Origin of the sequence: Pseudomonas sp. C8002, assembly GCF_013385765.1 — a bacterium.
In the GTDB taxonomy this organism is placed as follows: Bacteria; Pseudomonadota; Gammaproteobacteria; order Pseudomonadales; family Pseudomonadaceae; genus Aquipseudomonas.
This window is the reverse complement of record NZ_JACAPJ010000008.1, coordinates 272,093-290,503: the sequence shown is the minus strand read 5'-3', so window position 1 is coordinate 290,503 and position 18,411 is coordinate 272,093. Positions and strand designations below refer to the sequence as shown.

Genomic DNA, 18,411 nt, shown 5'->3' with positions numbered 1-18,411 from the left:
GGCCGCGACGCCCGACCACTGAGTTTGCAGTGGTGTTCGGAGACTAGAGATTGAGTTTCCTAGGGACAACCTCAAATCACTGTCGAAAATTTCTGTGGAGCATTCCCGTATCCAGGTTGCATGGAGGCCCAATGAGAAGCTGCCTACACAGACACCAGAACCCGCTGACTACCAGAGTAAGTATTCCCTTGGCGATGATCTTCAACATTTCGTCCACCGACGCTAAACATGAGGTTCATCGCATGACTGAAAAATCCCGTCCCCGACGCTTAACTCGACCTGCTGAACATACGATTATCGAACACATAATCGCGAATTCCGAGCTTGCGCACGCGCTTGGCCTTGAAGCGGACGCATTGAAATCAGATGAGCCCGACGTCGCAGCACGATTAAACCAATGGCTGGAAAAAGCCCAATGCCTGCCTGACACAAAGACACAGTTCACGCGCTTCGATGCTGCCAACCATCTACGCACACAAGAAGAGATCGACGCTTATCTGGAAGCCTGCATCGAAGAAGACCCAGGCGATGGCTCATTGGTCAGCACAGCGCGAGAGACCATTGCCCGAGCAACCCGCAGGCTGAATACCAGGCAATAGCCGAATACAATCCCTCAGTTCCCGTCTATCCTCAAACCCAGCACTGCGACACCAAACCACACCGCCCCTTTTTACTTATCCTCCCCGATCAGGCTAAATACCCACCTGATCGCTTAACCCTACGGATTGTCCGCCATGGCCCGTCAACGCTTTGCAATTGCCTGGATAGCCTGCCTTGCAGTGCTGTTCAATGCGTTTGCCATGCCGCTGGCGGGTGCGATGCAGCAGGCGGATGACCCGGTCAAGCAACTGCTGTGGGGCAGTTTCTGCTCCTCCAATGCCAACAAGCTGACGGCCATTGCCCTGGGCAAGCTGGAGATTCCGGCGCCGCAGCAGGACGATCACTCCACCATGCAGCATTGCTGGTGCTGCTCGGGCTCGGCGCCATTAGTGGCGCTGCCGGGGCATTCACCAACACTGTATTTCGCACGATTCGACGCGGCGCAAGACCTGCCGCCGCCGTCATTGCAATCCCCCACCCCGCGCCAGCAATGGCCGAGCCTTAACCCCCGCGCCTCTCCAACGGTCTGATTTCTTCGCAAGTGAACTGCGTTTAGAACCGTTCTGGAGAACTGCCATGCTCAAATCTTCCCTGCTTCTGGCTGCGTTGTTGCTGCCGGTGTGTACTGCTGCCAATGCCGAAGACTTCAAGGTCGGCGAACTGGTGGTCAGCGAACCCTGGTCCCAGGAACTGCCGCCCAATGCGCCGACCGTCGCGGCGTATTTCGTGATTCATAACCAGGGCGAGCATGCGGATCGCTTGCTCAGCGTCGACACGCCCGTGGCCGCCAAGGCCGAACTGCATGAGCATGTGATGCAGGGCGATCTGATGAAGATGCAGCAAGTGACCAGCGTCGCGGTGCCGGCCAAAGGTGACCTGACGTTCGCGCCCATGGCCTACCACGTGATGCTGCTGGACCTGAAGGACCGCAGCATTTTGCGCGACGGCCAGCATTTTCCGCTGACCCTGAACTTTGAAAAGGCCGGGCCAGTGAAGGTGGAAGTGTCAGTGCAGAAGCAGCCGCCCATGGCCAGCCACGAACACATGCACGCCCAATAGATAAACCTTGATGGGCGCCCCACGCGCCAGGTTGTCCCCGCACCGCCGTAAGCCTGTAGGCCTTATGCGCGGCAGCTGGATCAGCCTGTTCGCCATGCTGATGATCTTTATCGGTCCGCTGATTTCCCAAGCGATGCCGATGGATCATCACGCCGGCATGTCGATGGAAATGTCCATGGACGCGCCGAGCTGCCATGGCGACGCCAAGCCTGCGACCGATCACCACAAAGCACCCGACGAACACCACGTGCTCTGGGAAAAGTGCGGCTATTGCAGCCTGCTCTTCAGTTGCCCGGCGCTGCCTGGCAGCGTGTCGTTTGTCACCCTCGGCAGCCCGCCGCCCGCCAACGCCCTGACCCCCGCCCCACGCCTGGGCCATGCCCGGCAAACCGTGTTCCCCGGTGCCCGCAGCCGCGCCCCGCCCATCATCGCGTAAGCACTTCACACCGTTACTTCACCCCGGCCGACTTTAGACAGACAGCCGCAGGCTGCTGGCCGTGTTGTTTACGAATGAATGATGGAATTTTTCATGTCCAGGTTTTCTGCTGACACCCGTTTGGGATGTACTCCCGTTTTCGCCGTTCTGTGTGGCGCGCTGCTGGTTCCTCAGGTCCACGCCGACGAGCCTGTCGACCAGAACGAACTGAGCCCGACGGTGATCACCGCCATTGCCCCCAGCTCACCACTGACCGTCGTCACCAACCCGAAAGACCCGCGCCAACCAGTGCCCGCCAGCGATGGCGGCGACTACCTCAAGACCATCCCCGGCTTCGCCCTGGTGCGCAACGGCGGCACCAACGGCGACCCGGTGCTGCGGGGCATGTTCGGCTCACGCCTGAACATCCTCACCAACGGCAGCATGATGCTCGGCGCCTGCCCCGGTCGCATGGACGCGCCCACCTCCTATATCTCACCGGAAACCTACGACAAGCTCACCGTGATCAAAGGCCCGCAAACCGTGCTCTGGGGCCCGGGCGCTTCAGCCGGCACGGTCCTGTTCGAGCGCGAGCCCGAGCAATTCGGCGAGCTGGGCACGCGGGTCAACGCCAGCATCCTGGCGGGCTCCAACGGGCGTTTCGACAAAGTCGTCGACGCAGCAGCCGGCGGGCCGCTGGGTTATGTGCGGGTGATCGGCAACCAGGCCCACGCCGATGACTACAAGGACGGCAACAACGACACCGTCGCCTCGCGCTACGACAAGTGGAACGGCGACGTGGCCGTGGGCTGGACCCCGGACGCCGACACCCTGCTGGAACTCACCGCCGGCCGTGGCGATGGCGAAGCCCGCTACGCCGGGCGTGGCATGGACGGTTCGCAGTTTTTGCGCGAGAGCCTCGGATTGCGCTTCGAGAAGTCGAACATCGGCGAGGTGCTGGATAAGGTCGAAGCGCAGGTCTACTACAACTACGCCGACCACGTGATGGACAACTACACCCTGCGCGTCCCGTCGGGCACCGGGATGATGGCCGGTCCCATGGCGGCCAACGTCGACCGCCGCACCCTCGGCGCCCGTATCAAGGCCACCTGGCGCTGGGCCGATGTGCAGTTGATCAGCGGCATTGATGCACAAACCAACGAACACCGCGAACGCAGCGCCATGGGCGTCGACACCTACAAGGACCTGCCCCGCAGCAAGGACGCCAACTTCCACAACTACGGGGTGTTCGGCGAACTGACCTGGTATGCCGCCGACCGCGACCGCCTGATCACCGGCGCCCGCGTCGACCGCGCCTCGGCCAAGGATTTCCGGCAAACCATCAGCTCCGGGATGATGAGCAGCCCCAACCCCACCGCCGGTAAAACCCGCGCCGATACGCTGCCGTCGGGCTTTGTGCGCTACGAGCACGATCTGGCGGACAGCCCTGCCACCCTGTACGCAGGGCTTGGGCATTCGGAGCGTTTCCCTGATTACTGGGAGCTGTTTTCTCCCGACACCGGGTCGGTCGGTTCCGTGAATGCCTTCGACGGTGTGAAGCCTGAAAAAACCACCCAGCTGGATTTTGGCCTGCAATACAAATCCGCCGATCTCGACGCCTGGGCCTCGGGCTACGTCGGCCAGGTGCGTGATTTCATCCTGTTCGACTACCAGCCGGGAATGATGGGCACCACCTCCCAGGCGCGCAATGTGGACGCGCGAATCATGGGCGGTGAATTGGGCGCAGCCTACAAGCTGACCGCCAACTGGAAGGCCGATACCACCTTCGCCTACGCCTGGGGCAAGAACACCAGCGACGGCAAACCGCTGCCGCAGATCCCACCGCTGGATGCGCGCTTCGGGCTCACCTACAGCCAGGACGACTGGAGCGCCGGCGCCTTGTGGCGGGTGGTCGCGGCGCAAAACCGCATCGACCAGAACAAGGGCAACGTGGTGGGCAAGGACTTCGACAAAAGCTCGGGGTTTGGCGTGTTCTCGCTGAACGCGGCGTATCGCATCAACAAGAATTTCAAGGTCAGCACCGGCGTCGACAACCTGTTCGGCAAGGCGTACGCCGAGCACCTGAACCTGGCCGGCAACGCCGGGTTCGGCTACCCGGCCAATGACCCGCAAGCCATCAAGGAACCGGGGCGCACGCTCTGGACCAAGGTGGACATGAGCTTCTAAGCGCATCGCAGGCAAGCCAGCTCCCACAGTTGCAATGCATTCCCTTGTGGGAGCGGGCTTGCCCGCGATGGCGTCCTCGATAACACAAAAAATCCAAGCCTTTGCGGAGCACCCTGATGAACCCACCGAAGATTTCCTTCTACAACCTGGCCTGGCGCTGGCATTTCTACGCCGGGCTGTTTGTCGCGCCGTTCATGGTGCTGCTGGCCCTGACCGGTATCATCTACCTGTTCAAACCCCAACTCGACCCGCTGATGTACGGCAACCTGCTGACCGTGCAAAGCGCCGAACACGCGCTGAGTGCCGACGAGCAACTGCAACGTGCCCAGGCTGCCTATCCACAAGGCAAGATCAGCAAGTACCTGCCACCTGCCGACGCCACCAGCAGCGCGCAATTCGTGATGCACAACGACGGGCGCGAAGTGACGGTATTCGTCGACCCGTATCGCGGCACCGTGCTCGGCGAACAGGACGCCAAGTACAACCTGCAAGCCATCGCCCGCGCGCTGCATGGCGAGTTGATGATCGGCACCGTCGGTGATCGCCTGGTGGAACTGGCCGCCGGCTGGGGCGTGATGCTGGTGATTTCGGGCGTGTATCTGTGGTGGCCGCGAGGCAAGTCGGCGGCGGGCATTCTGTGGCCGCGGCTGGGCAGTCGCGGCCGCTTGTTCTGGCGCGATCTGCACGCGGTTGCCGGTTTCTGGGGCGCGGCGTTCCTGCTGGTGATGCTGCTCAGCGGCATGACCTGGACCGGCTTCTGGGGCAAGCAATACGCCGAGCTGTGGAATAAATTCCCGGCGGCCATGTGGAACAACGTGCCGCAGTCCGACCAGCAGGCCCGCAGCCTCAACACCGCGAGCCAACAGACCGTGCCGTGGGCCATGGAAAACACGCCGATGCCGATGTCTGGCGAGCATGCCGAGCACATGAACCACGCCGGCATGAGCCATGGCCCCGCCGCCCCGGTCATCCGCCTGCAGCAGGTGGTCGACCTCGCCAACTCACGCAAGGTCGAGCCCGGCTACAGCATCACCTTCCCCACCACTGCCGAAGGCGTGTTCACCCTCGCGGTGTTCGCCAACGACCCGCGCAATGACGCCACCCTGCATGTGGACCAATACACCGGCAAGGTCCTGGCCGATGTGCGCTGGGAGCACTACAACAGCGTGGCGCGGGTTACCGAATCGGGCGTGATGCTGCACGAAGGCAAGATGTTTGGCGTGGTCAATCAGATCATCGTGCTGCTGATTTGCCTGATGATCCTGCTCAGCGCCGTCAGCGGTGTGGTGATCTGGTGGAAGCGTCGGCCGCAGGGCAGCCTGGGGGTTCCACCGTTGCGCCATGACCTGCCGAAATGGAAAACCGCGATGGTGATCATGCTCGGGCTGGCGATTGTCTTTCCGCTGGTGGGCGCCTCGCTGATCGTGGTCTGGGCACTGGATCGCCTGGTGCTTTCACGGTGGTTTGGCCAACGTGAATCTGCCTCAGGTTCAGCGTGAAACAGACGAGATGCCCTACCTAGAGGCGTTATGTAGTCTTACGCGGGCTTTCGCCCACGCCGCACAAAGTGTTATGTTGTAACACTTAATGTGTTCTCCCACTCGCCGCGCCCTGCGGCGAGTACCGTCTCGAAGAAGCGATTTATCGTCCGATGAACAAGTACCTTGCGTCCGGCCTGTGCCTGCTTGCCCTGCAAAACACTGCCCAGGCCCTGACGCTTCCCGCCAGTGCCGTCTCAGCCCCCGCCGTCGACGACGAGCGCGTCGACCTGAACACCCCGACCACGGCAGGTTCACGCCTGAACCTCACGGCCCTGCAAACGCCGGGCAGCGTTGAAAGCCAGACCGGCGAGCAGATTCGCGCCCGGGGCGATGCCACGGTGCAGGACGCGATTTCCCGCGCCACCGGCATCAGCCGCACCGGCACGCCGGGCGACGGCGGCACCTCGTTGTCGGCACGCGGGTTCACCGGCCAGAGCTCGGTGCTGCAGTTGTACGACGGCGCGCGCATGTTCGATGGCGCGGGCACTTCCACCTTCCCGGTGGACACCTGGTCCGTTGAGCGGGTGGACGTACTGCGCGGCCCGGCCTCGGTGATGTACGGCCAGGGCGCCACCGGCGCGGTGATCAACACCATCGCGAAGAAACCCTTCGAGGGCGAGATCGAAAACCATATCCGCCTGGGCTACGGTTCTTATGACCGCCAGCAGCAAGCCCTCGACAGCGGCGGCTCGCTGACCGACACCCTGAGCTATCGCCTGAACATCAACCGCCTGCGCAGCAACGGTTTCATCGACCGCGGCGAGTCCGGCAGCGACTTCGTCAGCGGTGCCCTGCGCTGGCAGGCGGCGGATAACCTGAGCTTCACCCTGGCCTCCGACTACGGCGACCAGACCCCGCAAAACGACTACGGCACACCGCTGATCAACGGCCAGTTGCACAAGGGCCTGCGGGACAAGAACTACAACGTCAGCAACGATATCCAGCACTACAACGACCAGTGGACGCGCCTGACCAGCGAGTGGCAGATCAACGACAACGTCACCGCCACCAATGAACTGTCCTACCTGAAAAACCAGCGGCGCTGGCAGAACGCCGAGAGCTACAACTACGTCGACGGCGGCCTGGTGCGCCAGAGCTACCTGGGCATCAAGCACAACCAGGAACAGGTGGGTGACCGCCAGACCTTCACCTTCAAACACACGCTGTTCGGCCTCGACAGCCAGACGGTGACGGGGGTGGAGTACAACCGCATTCGCTTCCGCCTGGCCAGCAACTCGCCGTTCGATGACCTGACGAACGCCGGCCAACCGGTGGACATCAACCACCCGGTACCGCAGCCGTTTGAAAGCGCCAGCCCCTTCATTCCGCAGTCCGTCAGCACCACCAAACAGCTGGCTGCGTTCGCCGAAAACCGCCTGCAACTGACCGATAAACTGTCGCTGATCACCGGCGTGCGCCGCGATTACCTGCACATCGACAGTGACTCCCTGGTGGATGGCAGCGACTCCAACAAGACCTTTACCGGCAACAACTGGAAAGCCGGCCTGGTCTACGCGATCACCCCGGACACCTCGGTCTACGGCCAATACGCCACCAGCACTGACGGCGTTGGCAGCCTGATCACCCTGAGCCCGAGCCAGCAGCAGTTCGGCCTGTCCACCGCCAAGCAAACCGAGATCGGCCTCAAGCAGGCGTTCTGGGATTCCCGTGGTGAATGGACCCTGGCGGCCTACCACATCGTCAAAAAGAAACTGTTGGTGAGCGTTCCAGGCACCACCCTCAAGGAACAAGTCGGCCAGCAATCCTCCAACGGCCTGGAAGCCAGCCTCGACCTGCAACTGCCCAATGCCTGGCAACTGCAAGCCAACGCTGCGATCGTGCGGGCGCAGTACGACGACTTCTCCGAAGTGGTCAACGGCCAGACCGTGTCCCGCGACGGCAACCGCCCCACCGACGTGCCGCGCCGCACCGCCAACCTGTGGCTGAGCAAGGCCATCACTGACGACGTGCGTGCCGGTGCGGGTGTGCGTTATGTAGACTCGCGTTTCGCCAACACCGCCAACACCAGCGAAGTGCCGAGCTACACCGTGGTCGACGCCAGCGTTTCATGGAAAGCCATGCGCAACACGACATTGGGCCTGCAATTGAATAACCTGTTCGACCGCACTTACGCCGTCAGCCAATACAACGACGGCCAGCAATGGATCCTGGGCGAGCCGCGCTCGTTCTTCGTGACGGCGGACTACACCTTCTAACTGAACGCAACACTGTCCAAATGTGGGAGCGGGCTTGCTCGCGAATGCGGTGTGTCAGGCACTGTATCTGTTACTGATCCACCGCTTTCGCGAGCAAGCCCGCTCCCACATTTGTCCTGTGTTGGACCTGAGAGTAAAGATGACCTCACTCAACCTCACCGCCCTCGCCTGGACCCCACCAGGCCACGAGCACTGTCATCACCAGTTCCAACTGCGTGACGCCAGCCTGCACGTGAACGCCGGTGAGTTCGTCGGGCTGATCGGGCCCAACGGCAGCGGCAAGACCAGCCTGCTGCGCTGCGCCTATCGGTTCAGCAAACCGGCTGACGGTGAGGTGCTGCTGGAACACCAGAACGTCTGGAAGCAATCCTCGAAGTGGTGCGCGCAACGCATTGCCGTGGTGCTCCAGGAGTTTCCCGACGCCTTCGGCCTGCGGGTGGATGAAGTGGTCGCCATGGGCCGCACACCGCACAAGGGCCTGTTCGACAGCGATACGCTTGAAGACCAGAACCTGATCCGCCAGGCCCTCGATAACGTCGGCCTGCTGGGCTTTGAAGACCACGCCTTCGCCACCCTCTCGGGCGGAGAAAAACAGCGGGTGATCCTCGCCCGCGCCCTGGCCCAGCAACCGCAACTGCTGATCCTCGACGAACCGACCAACCACCTCGACCCGCGCTACCAGCTGCAATTGCTGCAACTGGTCAAGCGCCTGAACATCGGCACCCTGGCCAGCATTCACGACCTGAACCTGGCCGCCGCGTTCTGTGATCGGCTGTACGTGATCAACCACGGGCGCATCGTCGCCAGCGGCACACCTCACGAAGTGCTGACCGCCGAATTGCTGCGCGAAGTGTTCGGCGTTGAAGCATTGATCGACACTCACCCCTTGTCCGGCTACCCCCGAATCACCTGGATAACCCAACCATGATCCTGCGCTCCCTGCTGTCTCTCGCGTTGCTGCTCGGCACTTCCCAGGCGTTCGCCGAAGCGACCCATTACCCGCTGAAAATCCAGAGCTGCAACCGCGAAGTGACCTTCGCCGAGGCACCAAAACACGCGGTCAGCCACGACATCAACATGACCCAGATGATGCTTGCCCTGGGCCTCAAGTCGCACATGGCCGGCTACAGCGGCGTGACCGGCTGGAAGTCGGTCACCCCGGAAATGGCGCAGATTCTCGACGGCCTGCCGGAACTGGCGAGCAAATACCCGTCGGTGGAAACCCTGCTCAATGCCAACGTCGACTTTTTCTTCGCCGGCTGGGACTACGGCATGCGCGTCGGTGGCGACCTCACCCCGCAAACCCTGCAACCGTTGGGCATCAACGTCTACGAGCTGACCGAGTCCTGCGCCTTCGTGATGAAGCGCCCGGCGGCCACCCTGGAAGACACCTATAACGACCTGCGCAACCTGGGCAAGATCTTCGATGTGCAGGACCGCGCGAATGCCTTGATCGCACAGATGCAGGCACAGGTCGCCCAAGTGCAGGAAAACCTGCCGGCCGACAAGCCCCGCGTGTTCCTCTACGACAGCGGCGAAGACCGCGCCATGACCTCCGGCCGCCTGGGCATGCCCCAGGCGCTGATCGACGCCGCCGGTGGGCGCAACATTCTCGATGACGTGGACGCCAGCTGGACCCGGGTCAACTGGGAAACCGTGGTGGAGCGCAACCCGCAGGTCATCGTGATCGTCGACTACAGCGAAATCACCGCCGAGCAAAAAGAGCAGTTCCTGCTGAACAACCCGGCGCTGCAATCGGTGGACGCGATCAAGAACCAGCGCTTTATCGTGATCCCCTACGTGCAAGCCACGCCGGGCATCGACAACGTGCTGGCGGTTGAAACCCTGGCCAAGGGGTTTCACGGCGAATGATCACCCGTCGCTATGCCCTGCTGCTGAGTGCCCTCGGCGCGTTGTTGCTGATCTCATGTGTGGTCTCGCTGGGGTTCGGCTCGGCGCGGGTACCGGTGGACGTGGTGTGGCGGATCCTGCTGCATAAAGCCTTCGGCGTTGGCGAGGTGGACTGGAGCGCGGGGCAGGAACATATCGTGTGGCTGATCCGCGTGCCGCGCATGTTGCTCGGTGCCCTGGTGGGCGCCGGGCTGGCGTTGATCGGCGCGGTGTTGCAGGCGGTAACGCGCAACCCGCTGGCGGATCCGCACCTGCTGGGCGTGACTTCCGGCGCCACCCTCGGTGCGGTGATCGTGGTGCTGCATGTGGGTGAAGTGATCGGCTTGCTGACCCTGCCCATCGCGGCGTTCATCGGTGCGTTGCTGAGCATGATCGTGGTGCTGGCGGTGGCCAGTCGCAACGGTCGGCTGGAGAGCGACCGCCTGCTGCTGTGCGGGGTGGCGGTGTCGTTCGTGATGATGGCGGTGGCGAATTTGCTGCTGTTCATGGGCGACCATCGCGCCGCCTCGGCGGTGATGTTCTGGATGCTCGGCGGCCTCGGGTTGGCGCGCTGGGAACTGCTGGCCATTCCCTTCGCCACCGTGTTGCTGGGGCTGGTGTTGCTGCTGGGGATGGCTCGCCCGTTGAACGCGCTGATGGCCGGCGAACAGACCGCCGTGACCCTGGGCCTGAACGCGCGCAATGTGCGGCTCAAGGTGTTCCTGATCGCCTCGCTGATGACCGGCGTGCTGGTGTCCATCAGCGGCTCCATCGGCTTTGTCGGGCTGATGGTGCCGCACATTGCCCGGCGCCTTGTAGGTGCCGAACACCGGCGTTTGCTGCCGGTGTGCGTGCTGTTGGGCAGTGTGTTCCTGGTGTGGGTGGATGTGGCGGCCCGCACGATGATTGCCCCCGAAGACCTGCCCATCGGCGTGGCCACGGCGGCCATTGGCGGGTTGTTTTTTATCGGGCTGATGCGGCGGCGTTAAACCCCCTGGTCGGCCTGCTTGAATGCATGCAACAAGCGCCGCGCCACCTGGCTGCGGGGTTGCCAGAAGCGATCGGTTTCCAGGATGGTCAGCTTGCCCGAGGTCGCCAACCGGCGGATCACCTCGCTGGGCTTGACCTTCACCACACCCGTGTCTTCGTCGATCCAGTCATCGCGCAGCAACTGGCTTTCGTCCGCGTGATAGCTGGGCTCATACACAATCAACGCGCCGTGCACCGGGGTGAAGTAGTAACGCGCCCCCGCGATCTTGTCCTGGCGCAGCATCTCGATGAACCCGCGGATTTCCTTCTGGGCAATGAAGTTGTGGGCCAGGCCTTCTTCGTAGCGATCCGCCAGATGCTGGCGCTCGGTGTCGAGCTTGAACAACTGCTGGACGCCCATCACCTTGTAGCCCGCCGGGTAGCGGGTCGATGTGCTGGGGTAGCCGAGGTTCATGATGCCTTCGAACAATGCCTTGTAGGCCGGTGTGTCCGGCCGCAGTCCCACGGCCACCGAGGGGCCCGGGTCTGCCACCGGTTGCACGGCGATGAACGTGTCGCTGTCGCCGTTGCCCAGCACCGCTCCCAGCCGCGCCTGGTGCTCCAGCGGCACAACCTGTTGCCATACCTGGCGCGCGGCATCGTCCGGGTGGGCGCACAACGGGCCCAGGGCCATGCGGGTATCGCGCACTGCCAGTGTCGTGGCCAGGCGCTTTATCCGGGGCAACAAGGCATCCCAGAACGGGCTGCTGTCGAGTACCCGCAGCTCGCCGGACTCCACCAGTTTCAACACATGGCTGTCGATGCTGCCACGACTGTTGAGGTGTTTCAGATACGCCGCCTGCCGGCGGCTGGAATCCCAGTCCGGGTCGATCCTCACCGCCTGGTACCGAAACAGTGAGCCGTCGGCACACGACACATGCAACGCCAGGAACCGCTCACTCTGTGCCACCCGCAAAAAGCTCAGCGCCGCCAGCACCACGGCCGGAGCCATCAGTTGCGCGTAGCCTTCGGCCTGGGGCAACTCGGGCGCAGCACGCTGCGGCAGTCTCAGATACAGGCCTTGCAGGCTGTACCCGCTCGGCAACTGCCCGCGCAGGAACGCCCGGTCGAGGGCAAAGCCCAGGTCGTCGCCCTTGACCGGTGCGCAGGCGACAAAATGCCCATTGTCGGAGGACTTGAGAATCACGCCAAAGCTCAAATCGGCGCGCCCCTGGGCGTATTGATGACCATAGCGTGCCGCGTCGTCGGCATGCTTGAACACCGGGCCCAGCTGCCGATCCGCCACGGCATGGACCGCCGCCTGCGGCGCAACGTAGGCCAGGCCGGGCATCCAGCCCGCCAGCACACGCTGGGCAGAGCCCCACAACGGGCCGCCCTCCAGTACTTGCAAAGTCCCCACCCGCGCCAGCTGATTGACCAGCTCGGTGGGGCTCTTGCGGCCACTGCGCATCTGCTGCTCGATGGCATTGCTGTAAGGGTCGTGCAACGCCAGGCTGTTGGGGGCCAGGGAGGTTTCCAGGTGGCTGAGCAACTGCGTCGTTTCGTTGCGCTGGCCTGAGTCCAGCAAGCTGCGCTCGGCATCCTGGGTACTGAAGCCGATGAGTGAGCCGTCGGGCGTCAGCAGGTATTCGTGGGTCCACAGGTGACCCGACTTCAGGGCGGTCTCCAGTACTTTGGTCGAGAACAGGTTTTGATACACCGCGTTTTCTTCAGAGGGTAACCAGAACTCCAGCACCCGGGCGACACGTGACCGGTAGCGCGCGACCATTTTCCAACCAGGGGCCAGCAGCGCCTGGCTGACGTCCAGGCCCGGCAGGATGACGTTCGGGTCGAAGTCTTCACTCAACACCGGCACCGCCAGGGTCGCGACAAACTTGCCGTTGCGCTGCAACACCAGCCCGCCTTGCAGCGTGTCGCGCTGTGTGCCCAGCTGTTGGTGGGCGTAACGCACCGCATCGGCCTGGTTGCTGAACAGCGGGCTCAATGGGCGACGCATAAAGTTGGCGAAGGCGGTCCATGGGGCCTGGCTGACATCCAGTTTACCCGCCAACGCCCAGCATTCGCTCGGCACCAAAACGCTCAACCAGCTCAACTTCGCCACTTCGTTGACAAACCCGACCGCCGAGAGCTGCCCGCTGGCCATCAAGGTCTGCACGTCTTCATAGACCCCCGACGGCTGGCGGACCGGGTTGAACAGCGTCGATGCCACCGGCGTTTGTACCTGCAGCAGCGCCTGGTCCAGTGTCGAGATAAACACCGGCAAGCCCGTCAGTGCGCCTGTCTCCCGTTGGCGCTTGGCCTCGACGGTGGCACTGGCCAGATCCCCGGCCGAAATAAAATGCTGCGCCAGCCAGTGTTCGGCGGTGGTCAGCCCCTGTGGCATCCAGTTGCGCCGGTAAACCAAGGCGTGCAGTTGATAACCCGCGGGGTAAATGAACTCGCCTTCGTCATCCACGGCAAACACGGCGCTCAAGGCGAACAGCCCGGCCCTATCCCAGGCGGGTACAAGCTCGGAGCAGACAAAGACGTCCTGATCGCGATGCTTGAGCATGAAACCGAAACCGGTTTGCGTCGGTGCTTCATGGTCCAGGCGCGTGTGCAGTGCCCGAGCCGCGTCAGCGGCACTGGCGCAGACCGGGCCATAGGCAATCTGCTCCGGACGTTCGCGCCGGGGTATCGGCAGGCGTGGCCGCCAGTGTTCGGCGATTAGCCCCGGCGCGCCCCACAACGGGTTGGCCTGCACCACCCGCACGCTGCCGGCCGCCGCCACCTGGCTGATCCACTCCCGCGCCGTCAGCGTGCCGCTGGCCAGGTTGAGGGCCGTTGGGCTGCGATGGGGCAAGGGGTCGAGCGCCTTGAACAGGTTCGCCTGGGCGGCAGAGTCGATCAGGTCATACGCCAGCAAACAATCTTCGGCGCCCGACAGGTAGGCCACGGACACCTGTTGGCGATTGCGGATCAGCGTGTGCACGTCCAGGGCGCTGAACATCTGCGCCTCCAGGCAGGCATCGTCCCGCGACCAGCCCGGGCGCTGCAGGCGCTCGGGTTCCAGCAACGAAACCCCGCGGCTGGAACCGTACACGGCCTTCAGCATGTGACCGGGCGGGAGCAGTGAGCGGCCCTTGACGTCCTGGGGGTAGACAACGCCCAGGGCAAAGCGCCCGGCGTCGCTGGCCGACAATGGCTCAGTGGCCACGTAGAGACCGTCCGGGCGCTGCAGGATATAGCCGCAGTATTCGCCCTCACGCCAGCTGCCGATTTGCCCGTGGGCGTAGCGTGCCGCGTCTTCTACCTGGAGAAACCCGCGGCTCAGTTGCGGGCGGGGTGCCAGTGCGTAAGGTCGCCAGGTGTCGGCGACCAGCCCCGCCACATCCCACAACGTGCCCGGTTGCAACACCGACAGCGCCCCGGCGGCGGCGACCTTTTGGATCATCTCGTGGGGCGTCACGGTGGCGGCCCGCAGTTCATCCCCCAGCCCGTTGTCCGTCACCCGGCCATCGGGCAGCACCTGGTAGAGCTGGCTTTCCTCGGCCGAGCCGGAAGCGTCATAGGCCAGTTGAGCGCCGTCCGCCGTGCTGAGGTAGAAGGCCAGATTGCTCTCGGGGTGGATGCGCAGCGCGGCAATCCCCTGGGCAAAATCCGTGGTGTCGATAAAGCCCTCGTACAACCAGGGTTCGGCGCCGATGCCGGTGGCGTCCGGTGCGCTGCGGCAGTACCAGCCACGCAGGGCGAAGCCTGGCGGCAGGCTGGCATTGCCAAAAACATTCGCCAACACGAAAAGGGTTTCGCCGGCGGGTATCGGTGCGCAAGGCTCGCTGACCACATACTGCTCTGCACTCGAGTGCTTGAGGATGCAACCGACTCGCCGGCCATCCGCCGTTGCCTGCATGCGGTCATGGGCATAACGGGCGGCGGTTGCCAGGTCAGTGAAAACCCAGCTCAGCGGCGTATCAATGGGGGCTGCTGCGGCGAAAGGCGTTTCGGGTTCCCAGGTGGCCGGGACCCGGCCCTGGACGTTGTACCAGGTCTCATCCGCCAGCAGCACCGTCAACTCACCGAGTTTTACCAGCTCTTTGATCAACCCTTCACGCGTGCCGTCAAAACCTTGTACGCGGGCCACTCCCTGGCCATCGCGTTCAACTTGTGCCAGGTACTCGCCGAATTCACGCTCGGCCCGAGAGCCGCTGACAGCGTATTTGATCAACGTACCGTTTGTTCCGCTGGTGTAAAGCACCTTGATCTGATCGGAAAAAACCAGCGTCATGTCGATTGCTTGAGTCGACGGTGTACTGATCAGGAACGCCAGCTGTCGCGAGGTTTTTTGAGGATAGTTGGCACGCACCTCGGCCAGGTCGTAGACAGGTCGATTGAACTCGCCAACCATTTGGTGCCCTTCAAGCTCGACCCGCGTCAGAGCGTTGTCGGTGGGCAATGCCCCGCCCCACAACGACAGCCACCTGTCAGGGTCTGACAGCCTGGAGGCCACAAACAGCCCATCGCTGCGCTTGAAGATGTAAGCCTGGAGAAAAGAGCCGTGGGGTGAACCCACCTTGTAATGCAGGTAGCGTGCGACATCATCGGCAGTGACGAAGGCAGGGCTCAGCGACGCATGGACTTTCGCGAAGGCCCTCCATTGCGCTCCTACCACTCCGGCCTTGTCCCATATCCGTCCGGGCTCAACCACCGTCAGCGTGCCCACGGCAGCCACTTGCCGGACAAACTCGGAAGGGCTCAAGGTAGCGTCCTTCAAGCGTCCGTCGAGATCCGCGCCGCGATTGGCGAACAGCTGGGACTGCGCCTGCGAGCCGGTGCAGTGGTACATCAGCAGCGCGCCGTCGTTGGCGCGCAAGTAAAAGTGCAAGCCCAGGTCGTCGGTCCCCGCCATCATCACCACGGCAGCCAACGCGGAAGCCGTGAAGAAGTTTTCCGCCAGCCACGACTCTTTCGCCACGGTCGGTTTCGCTTGCGGTGATAGGGAGCAGTAAATACCGAAGGTCAAAAACTCACTGTCCGCCTTGTGCACTTTTGGCAGTGACAACTTGCCACTGGTCAGCGCAAACGCCGCCTTGAGTTCATCCGACGGAAATTCGGCCACGTACTGGTTCGACGCGCTTTTGTACAGGTAGCCAAAGAGACTCTCCTGCCGTGCAAACCCCAGCGGCGGCAAGACTGATCGCACCGCGTCCTGCCACCGGCGGCTGACTTGGCTGGCGAGAGGCGCCAGTGCGTCCTGCCCGATTTGCGACAGGGTTTGATTGAGGGTCCACGGCGCCAGCAGTTGGCCAGGCTTTCCACCCAGCTCGGCGTTGGCAACGATGACCCGCAGGTAGCCGGCCCTGGCCGTCTCATTGATAAAGGCGATGTAGTCGTCGAAATCGGCCGCAGGCTTGGCCGCCATCAACTGGTTCAAGAAGCTGGCCTCAGTCGCAGAGCCGCTGCTTTCATACTGGATGAGCGAGCCATAGAACCCGGACAGGTAGTAACGGGTGCACAGCATGCGCACCTGGATGATGATGCGCAGGATATTGATGGGGAAAAAGCTGCGATCCAGGCGGCGCTGCGCGCCTGTCCAGTGCTGTATCTGCGCGGAGCGTCGGGTGCCATCCTCGCCGCGCGAACTGTACAGGGCGTGAACGCTGTGGCCCTCGTACGCCAGGAAATTCCTGTTGGCATCGACCTTGAGCAGGTCGCTCTGGAAATCGAATGCAGTGGCGGTGCCGGCCACCGGCACGCTTGGCAGGTACATCCCGTCATCACGCTTGAAAACCAGCCCGCCAAATACCGTCTCGCGCCGGTTGCCGATCTGTTGATGCGCCCAATGGGCGGCATCATGGTCGGTGACGAATGCCGGCCCCAGATGGGGAACCGGCCTGCGTGTGCTCGCCGCTTGATCGTCTTGAATGTGAGTACTGTCCATGTCCATCGTCACTTGAATGAAGTTAAGAAAACTGGCGCTGCCCCTGGGTTGCCGGGGGCACCAGGCAGGCTTCACTTTCAAGGGTTTGGCTGGACGCAGGCATTAGATAGTTAAGGCTCGGGGCGCCAGGCACCATCAGGGTGCGCCTGCACGCACAGCCCACGTTGATTGGCGCCGCATTGGTGCATCGCCCACCCCCACAGCCCGGTCACGGCTCGCGCGCACCACGATTGCGCGCCCCGGCACAGCCTTTGCAATCACTCCCTCATCACATCATTGAGTCATGGAGATTGCACAATGAAGCGTCGCAGCTTGATCAAGGCTTTCACACTGTCGGCATCCATCGCCGCGATGGGCATGACCTGGACGGTACAGGCCGCCGAGACCATCAAGGTCGGCATCCTGCACTCGCTGTCCGGGACCATGGCGATCTCCGAGACCTCGCTCAAAGACATGGCGCTGATGACCATCGACGAGATCAACGCCAAGGGCGGCGTGAACGGCAAGATGCTCGAACCGGTAGTGGTGGACCCGGCTTCCAACTGGCCGCTGTTCGCTGAAAAGGGCCGCCAGTTGCTGACCCAGGACAAGGTCGCCGTGGTGTTCGGTTGCTGGACCTCGGTGTCGCGCAAATCGGTATTGCCGGTGTTCGAAGAACTCAATGGCCTGCTGTTCTACCCGGTGCAATACGAAGGCGAAGAGATGTCGCCGAACGTGTTCTATACCGGTGCGGCGCCGAACCAGCAGGCGATCCCGGCGGTGGAATACCTGATGAGCGAAGAAGGCGGCGGCGCCAAGCGCTTCTTCCTGCTGGGCACCGACTACGTGTACCCGCGCACCACCAACAAGATTCTGCGTTCGTTCCTGCACTCCAAAGGCGTAGCGGATAAAGACATCGAAGAGGTCTACACCCCGTTCGGCCACAGCGATTACCAGACCATCGTGGCCAACATCAAAAAATTCTCCGCCGGTGGCAAGACCGCAGTGATCTCCACCGTGAACGGCGACTCCAACGTGCCGTTCTACAAAGAGCTGGCCAACCAGGGCCTGAAGGCTACCGACGTACCGGTCGTCGCCTTCTCCGTGGGTGAAGAAGAACTGCGCGGCATCGACACCAAGCCGCTGGTGGGCAACCTCGCCGCCTGGAACTACTTCCAGTCGGTGGAGAACCCGGTGAACAAGAAATTCGTCGCTGACTGGAAAGCCTACGCCAAGGCCCACAACCTGCCGGGCGCGGACAAAGCCGTGACCAACGACCCGATGGAAGCCACCTACGTGGGCATCCACATGTGGGCGCAGGCGGTGGAGAAAGCCAAGTCCACCGACGTCGACAAAGTGCGTGAAGCCATGGCCGGGCAGACCTTTGCCGCGCCGTCCGGCTTCACCCTGACCATGGACAAGACCAACCACCACCTGCACAAGCCGGTGATGATCGGCGAGATCCAGTCTGACGGGCAGTTCTCGGTGGTGTGGCAGACCCAGGAGCCGATTCGGGCGCAGCCGTGGAGCCCGTACATTCCGGGGAATGACAAGAAGCCGGATTACGCCGTCAAGAGCAACTAAGACCGCCGCACTGATCGTTCCCACGCTCCGCGT

At 62.8% G+C, this 18,411-nt stretch carries 12 protein-coding genes; 11 read left to right on the top strand and 1 reads right to left on the bottom strand.

The genetic code is table 11. The annotated features are described in order from the left end of the window. The first annotated feature begins 242 nt into the window (after nucleotides 1–242). The 10 genes from HX814_RS15025 (at nucleotide 243) to HX814_RS14980 (ending at nucleotide 10,897) form a co-directional block, all read left to right on the top strand. Nucleotides 243–599: a DNA-binding protein gene (locus HX814_RS15025; RefSeq protein ID WP_177008333.1), complete on the top strand. Its 357-nt coding sequence runs from the start codon at nucleotides 243–245 to the stop codon at nucleotides 597–599. Between the two features lie 135 nt (nucleotides 600–734). Continuing rightward, on the top strand, nucleotides 735–1,130 hold the full coding sequence (locus HX814_RS15020) for a DUF2946 domain-containing protein (protein ID WP_177008332.1): 396 nt from the start codon (nucleotides 735–737) through the stop codon (nucleotides 1,128–1,130). 46 nt (nucleotides 1,131–1,176) lie between these two features. Next, nucleotides 1,177–1,659 (top strand): copper chaperone PCu(A)C, encoded by a 483-nt coding sequence (locus HX814_RS15015; protein ID WP_177008331.1) that lies wholly within the window; start codon nucleotides 1,177–1,179, stop codon nucleotides 1,657–1,659. 10 nt (nucleotides 1,660–1,669) lie between these two features. After that, nucleotides 1,670–2,095 carry a DUF2946 domain-containing protein gene (locus HX814_RS15010; protein WP_166742140.1) on the top strand — a complete coding sequence of 142 codons (426 nt, stop codon included), beginning with the start codon at nucleotides 1,670–1,672 and terminating at the stop codon, nucleotides 2,093–2,095. Nucleotides 2,096–2,188: 93 nt separating this feature from the next. Continuing rightward, a complete protein-coding gene (locus HX814_RS15005) occupies nucleotides 2,189–4,261 on the top strand; it encodes a TonB-dependent copper receptor (protein WP_177008330.1) in 2,073 nt (690 codons plus the stop codon). 116 nt (nucleotides 4,262–4,377) lie between these two features. Next, a complete protein-coding gene (locus HX814_RS15000; protein ID WP_177008329.1) occupies nucleotides 4,378–5,760 on the top strand; it encodes a PepSY domain-containing protein in 1,383 nt (460 codons plus the stop codon). Between the two features lie 152 nt (nucleotides 5,761–5,912). Then, nucleotides 5,913–8,018: a TonB-dependent siderophore receptor gene (locus HX814_RS14995; RefSeq protein WP_177008328.1), complete on the top strand. Its 2,106-nt coding sequence runs from the start codon at nucleotides 5,913–5,915 to the stop codon at nucleotides 8,016–8,018. Nucleotides 8,019–8,157: 139 nt separating this feature from the next. After that, on the top strand, nucleotides 8,158–8,946 hold the full coding sequence (locus HX814_RS14990) for an ABC transporter ATP-binding protein (RefSeq protein ID WP_003217364.1): 789 nt from the start codon (nucleotides 8,158–8,160) through the stop codon (nucleotides 8,944–8,946). Continuing rightward, nucleotides 8,943–9,890 (top strand): ABC transporter substrate-binding protein, encoded by a 948-nt coding sequence (locus HX814_RS14985; RefSeq protein WP_008439045.1) that lies wholly within the window; start codon nucleotides 8,943–8,945, stop codon nucleotides 9,888–9,890. Before HX814_RS14990 ends, HX814_RS14985 begins: the two co-directional genes overlap by 4 nt. Further along, nucleotides 9,887–10,897, top strand: coding sequence for an iron ABC transporter permease (locus HX814_RS14980; RefSeq protein ID WP_003217368.1), 1,011 nt, complete (start codon nucleotides 9,887–9,889; stop codon nucleotides 10,895–10,897). The genes HX814_RS14985 and HX814_RS14980 overlap by 4 nt, the downstream gene beginning before the upstream one ends. Here HX814_RS14980 and HX814_RS14975 read toward each other — a convergent pair. Continuing rightward, nucleotides 10,894–16,815 (bottom strand): hypothetical protein, encoded by a 5,922-nt coding sequence (locus HX814_RS14975; RefSeq protein WP_177008327.1) that lies wholly within the window; start codon nucleotides 16,813–16,815, stop codon nucleotides 10,894–10,896. The two genes, HX814_RS14980 and HX814_RS14975, sit on opposite strands and share 4 nt — an antisense overlap. Before the next feature lie 297 nt (nucleotides 16,816–17,112). Between HX814_RS14975 and urtA the strand changes: the two genes are divergently transcribed. Then, a complete protein-coding gene (gene urtA, locus HX814_RS14970; protein ID WP_003217372.1) occupies nucleotides 17,113–18,378 on the top strand; it encodes an urea ABC transporter substrate-binding protein in 1,266 nt (421 codons plus the stop codon). Nucleotides 18,379–18,411: the final 33 nt, after the last annotated feature.

Coding starts and splice junctions, on each gene's coding strand:
- HX814_RS15025 (WP_177008333.1), top strand. CDS start 243: ATGACTGAAAAATCCCGTCCCCGACGCTTAACTCGACCTGCTGAACAT.
- HX814_RS15020 (WP_177008332.1), top strand. CDS start 735: ATGGCCCGTCAACGCTTTGCAATTGCCTGGATAGCCTGCCTTGCAGTG.
- HX814_RS15015 (WP_177008331.1), top strand. CDS start 1,177: ATGCTCAAATCTTCCCTGCTTCTGGCTGCGTTGTTGCTGCCGGTGTGT.
- HX814_RS15010 (WP_166742140.1), top strand. CDS start 1,670: ATGGGCGCCCCACGCGCCAGGTTGTCCCCGCACCGCCGTAAGCCTGTA.
- HX814_RS15005 (WP_177008330.1), top strand. CDS start 2,189: ATGTCCAGGTTTTCTGCTGACACCCGTTTGGGATGTACTCCCGTTTTC.
- HX814_RS15000 (WP_177008329.1), top strand. CDS start 4,378: ATGAACCCACCGAAGATTTCCTTCTACAACCTGGCCTGGCGCTGGCAT.
- HX814_RS14995 (WP_177008328.1), top strand. CDS start 5,913: ATGAACAAGTACCTTGCGTCCGGCCTGTGCCTGCTTGCCCTGCAAAAC.
- HX814_RS14990 (WP_003217364.1), top strand. CDS start 8,158: ATGACCTCACTCAACCTCACCGCCCTCGCCTGGACCCCACCAGGCCAC.
- HX814_RS14985 (WP_008439045.1), top strand. CDS start 8,943: ATGATCCTGCGCTCCCTGCTGTCTCTCGCGTTGCTGCTCGGCACTTCC.
- HX814_RS14980 (WP_003217368.1), top strand. CDS start 9,887: ATGATCACCCGTCGCTATGCCCTGCTGCTGAGTGCCCTCGGCGCGTTG.
- HX814_RS14975 (WP_177008327.1), bottom strand. CDS start 16,815: ATGGACAGTACTCACATTCAAGACGATCAAGCGGCGAGCACACGCAGG.
- urtA (WP_003217372.1), top strand. CDS start 17,113: ATGAAGCGTCGCAGCTTGATCAAGGCTTTCACACTGTCGGCATCCATC.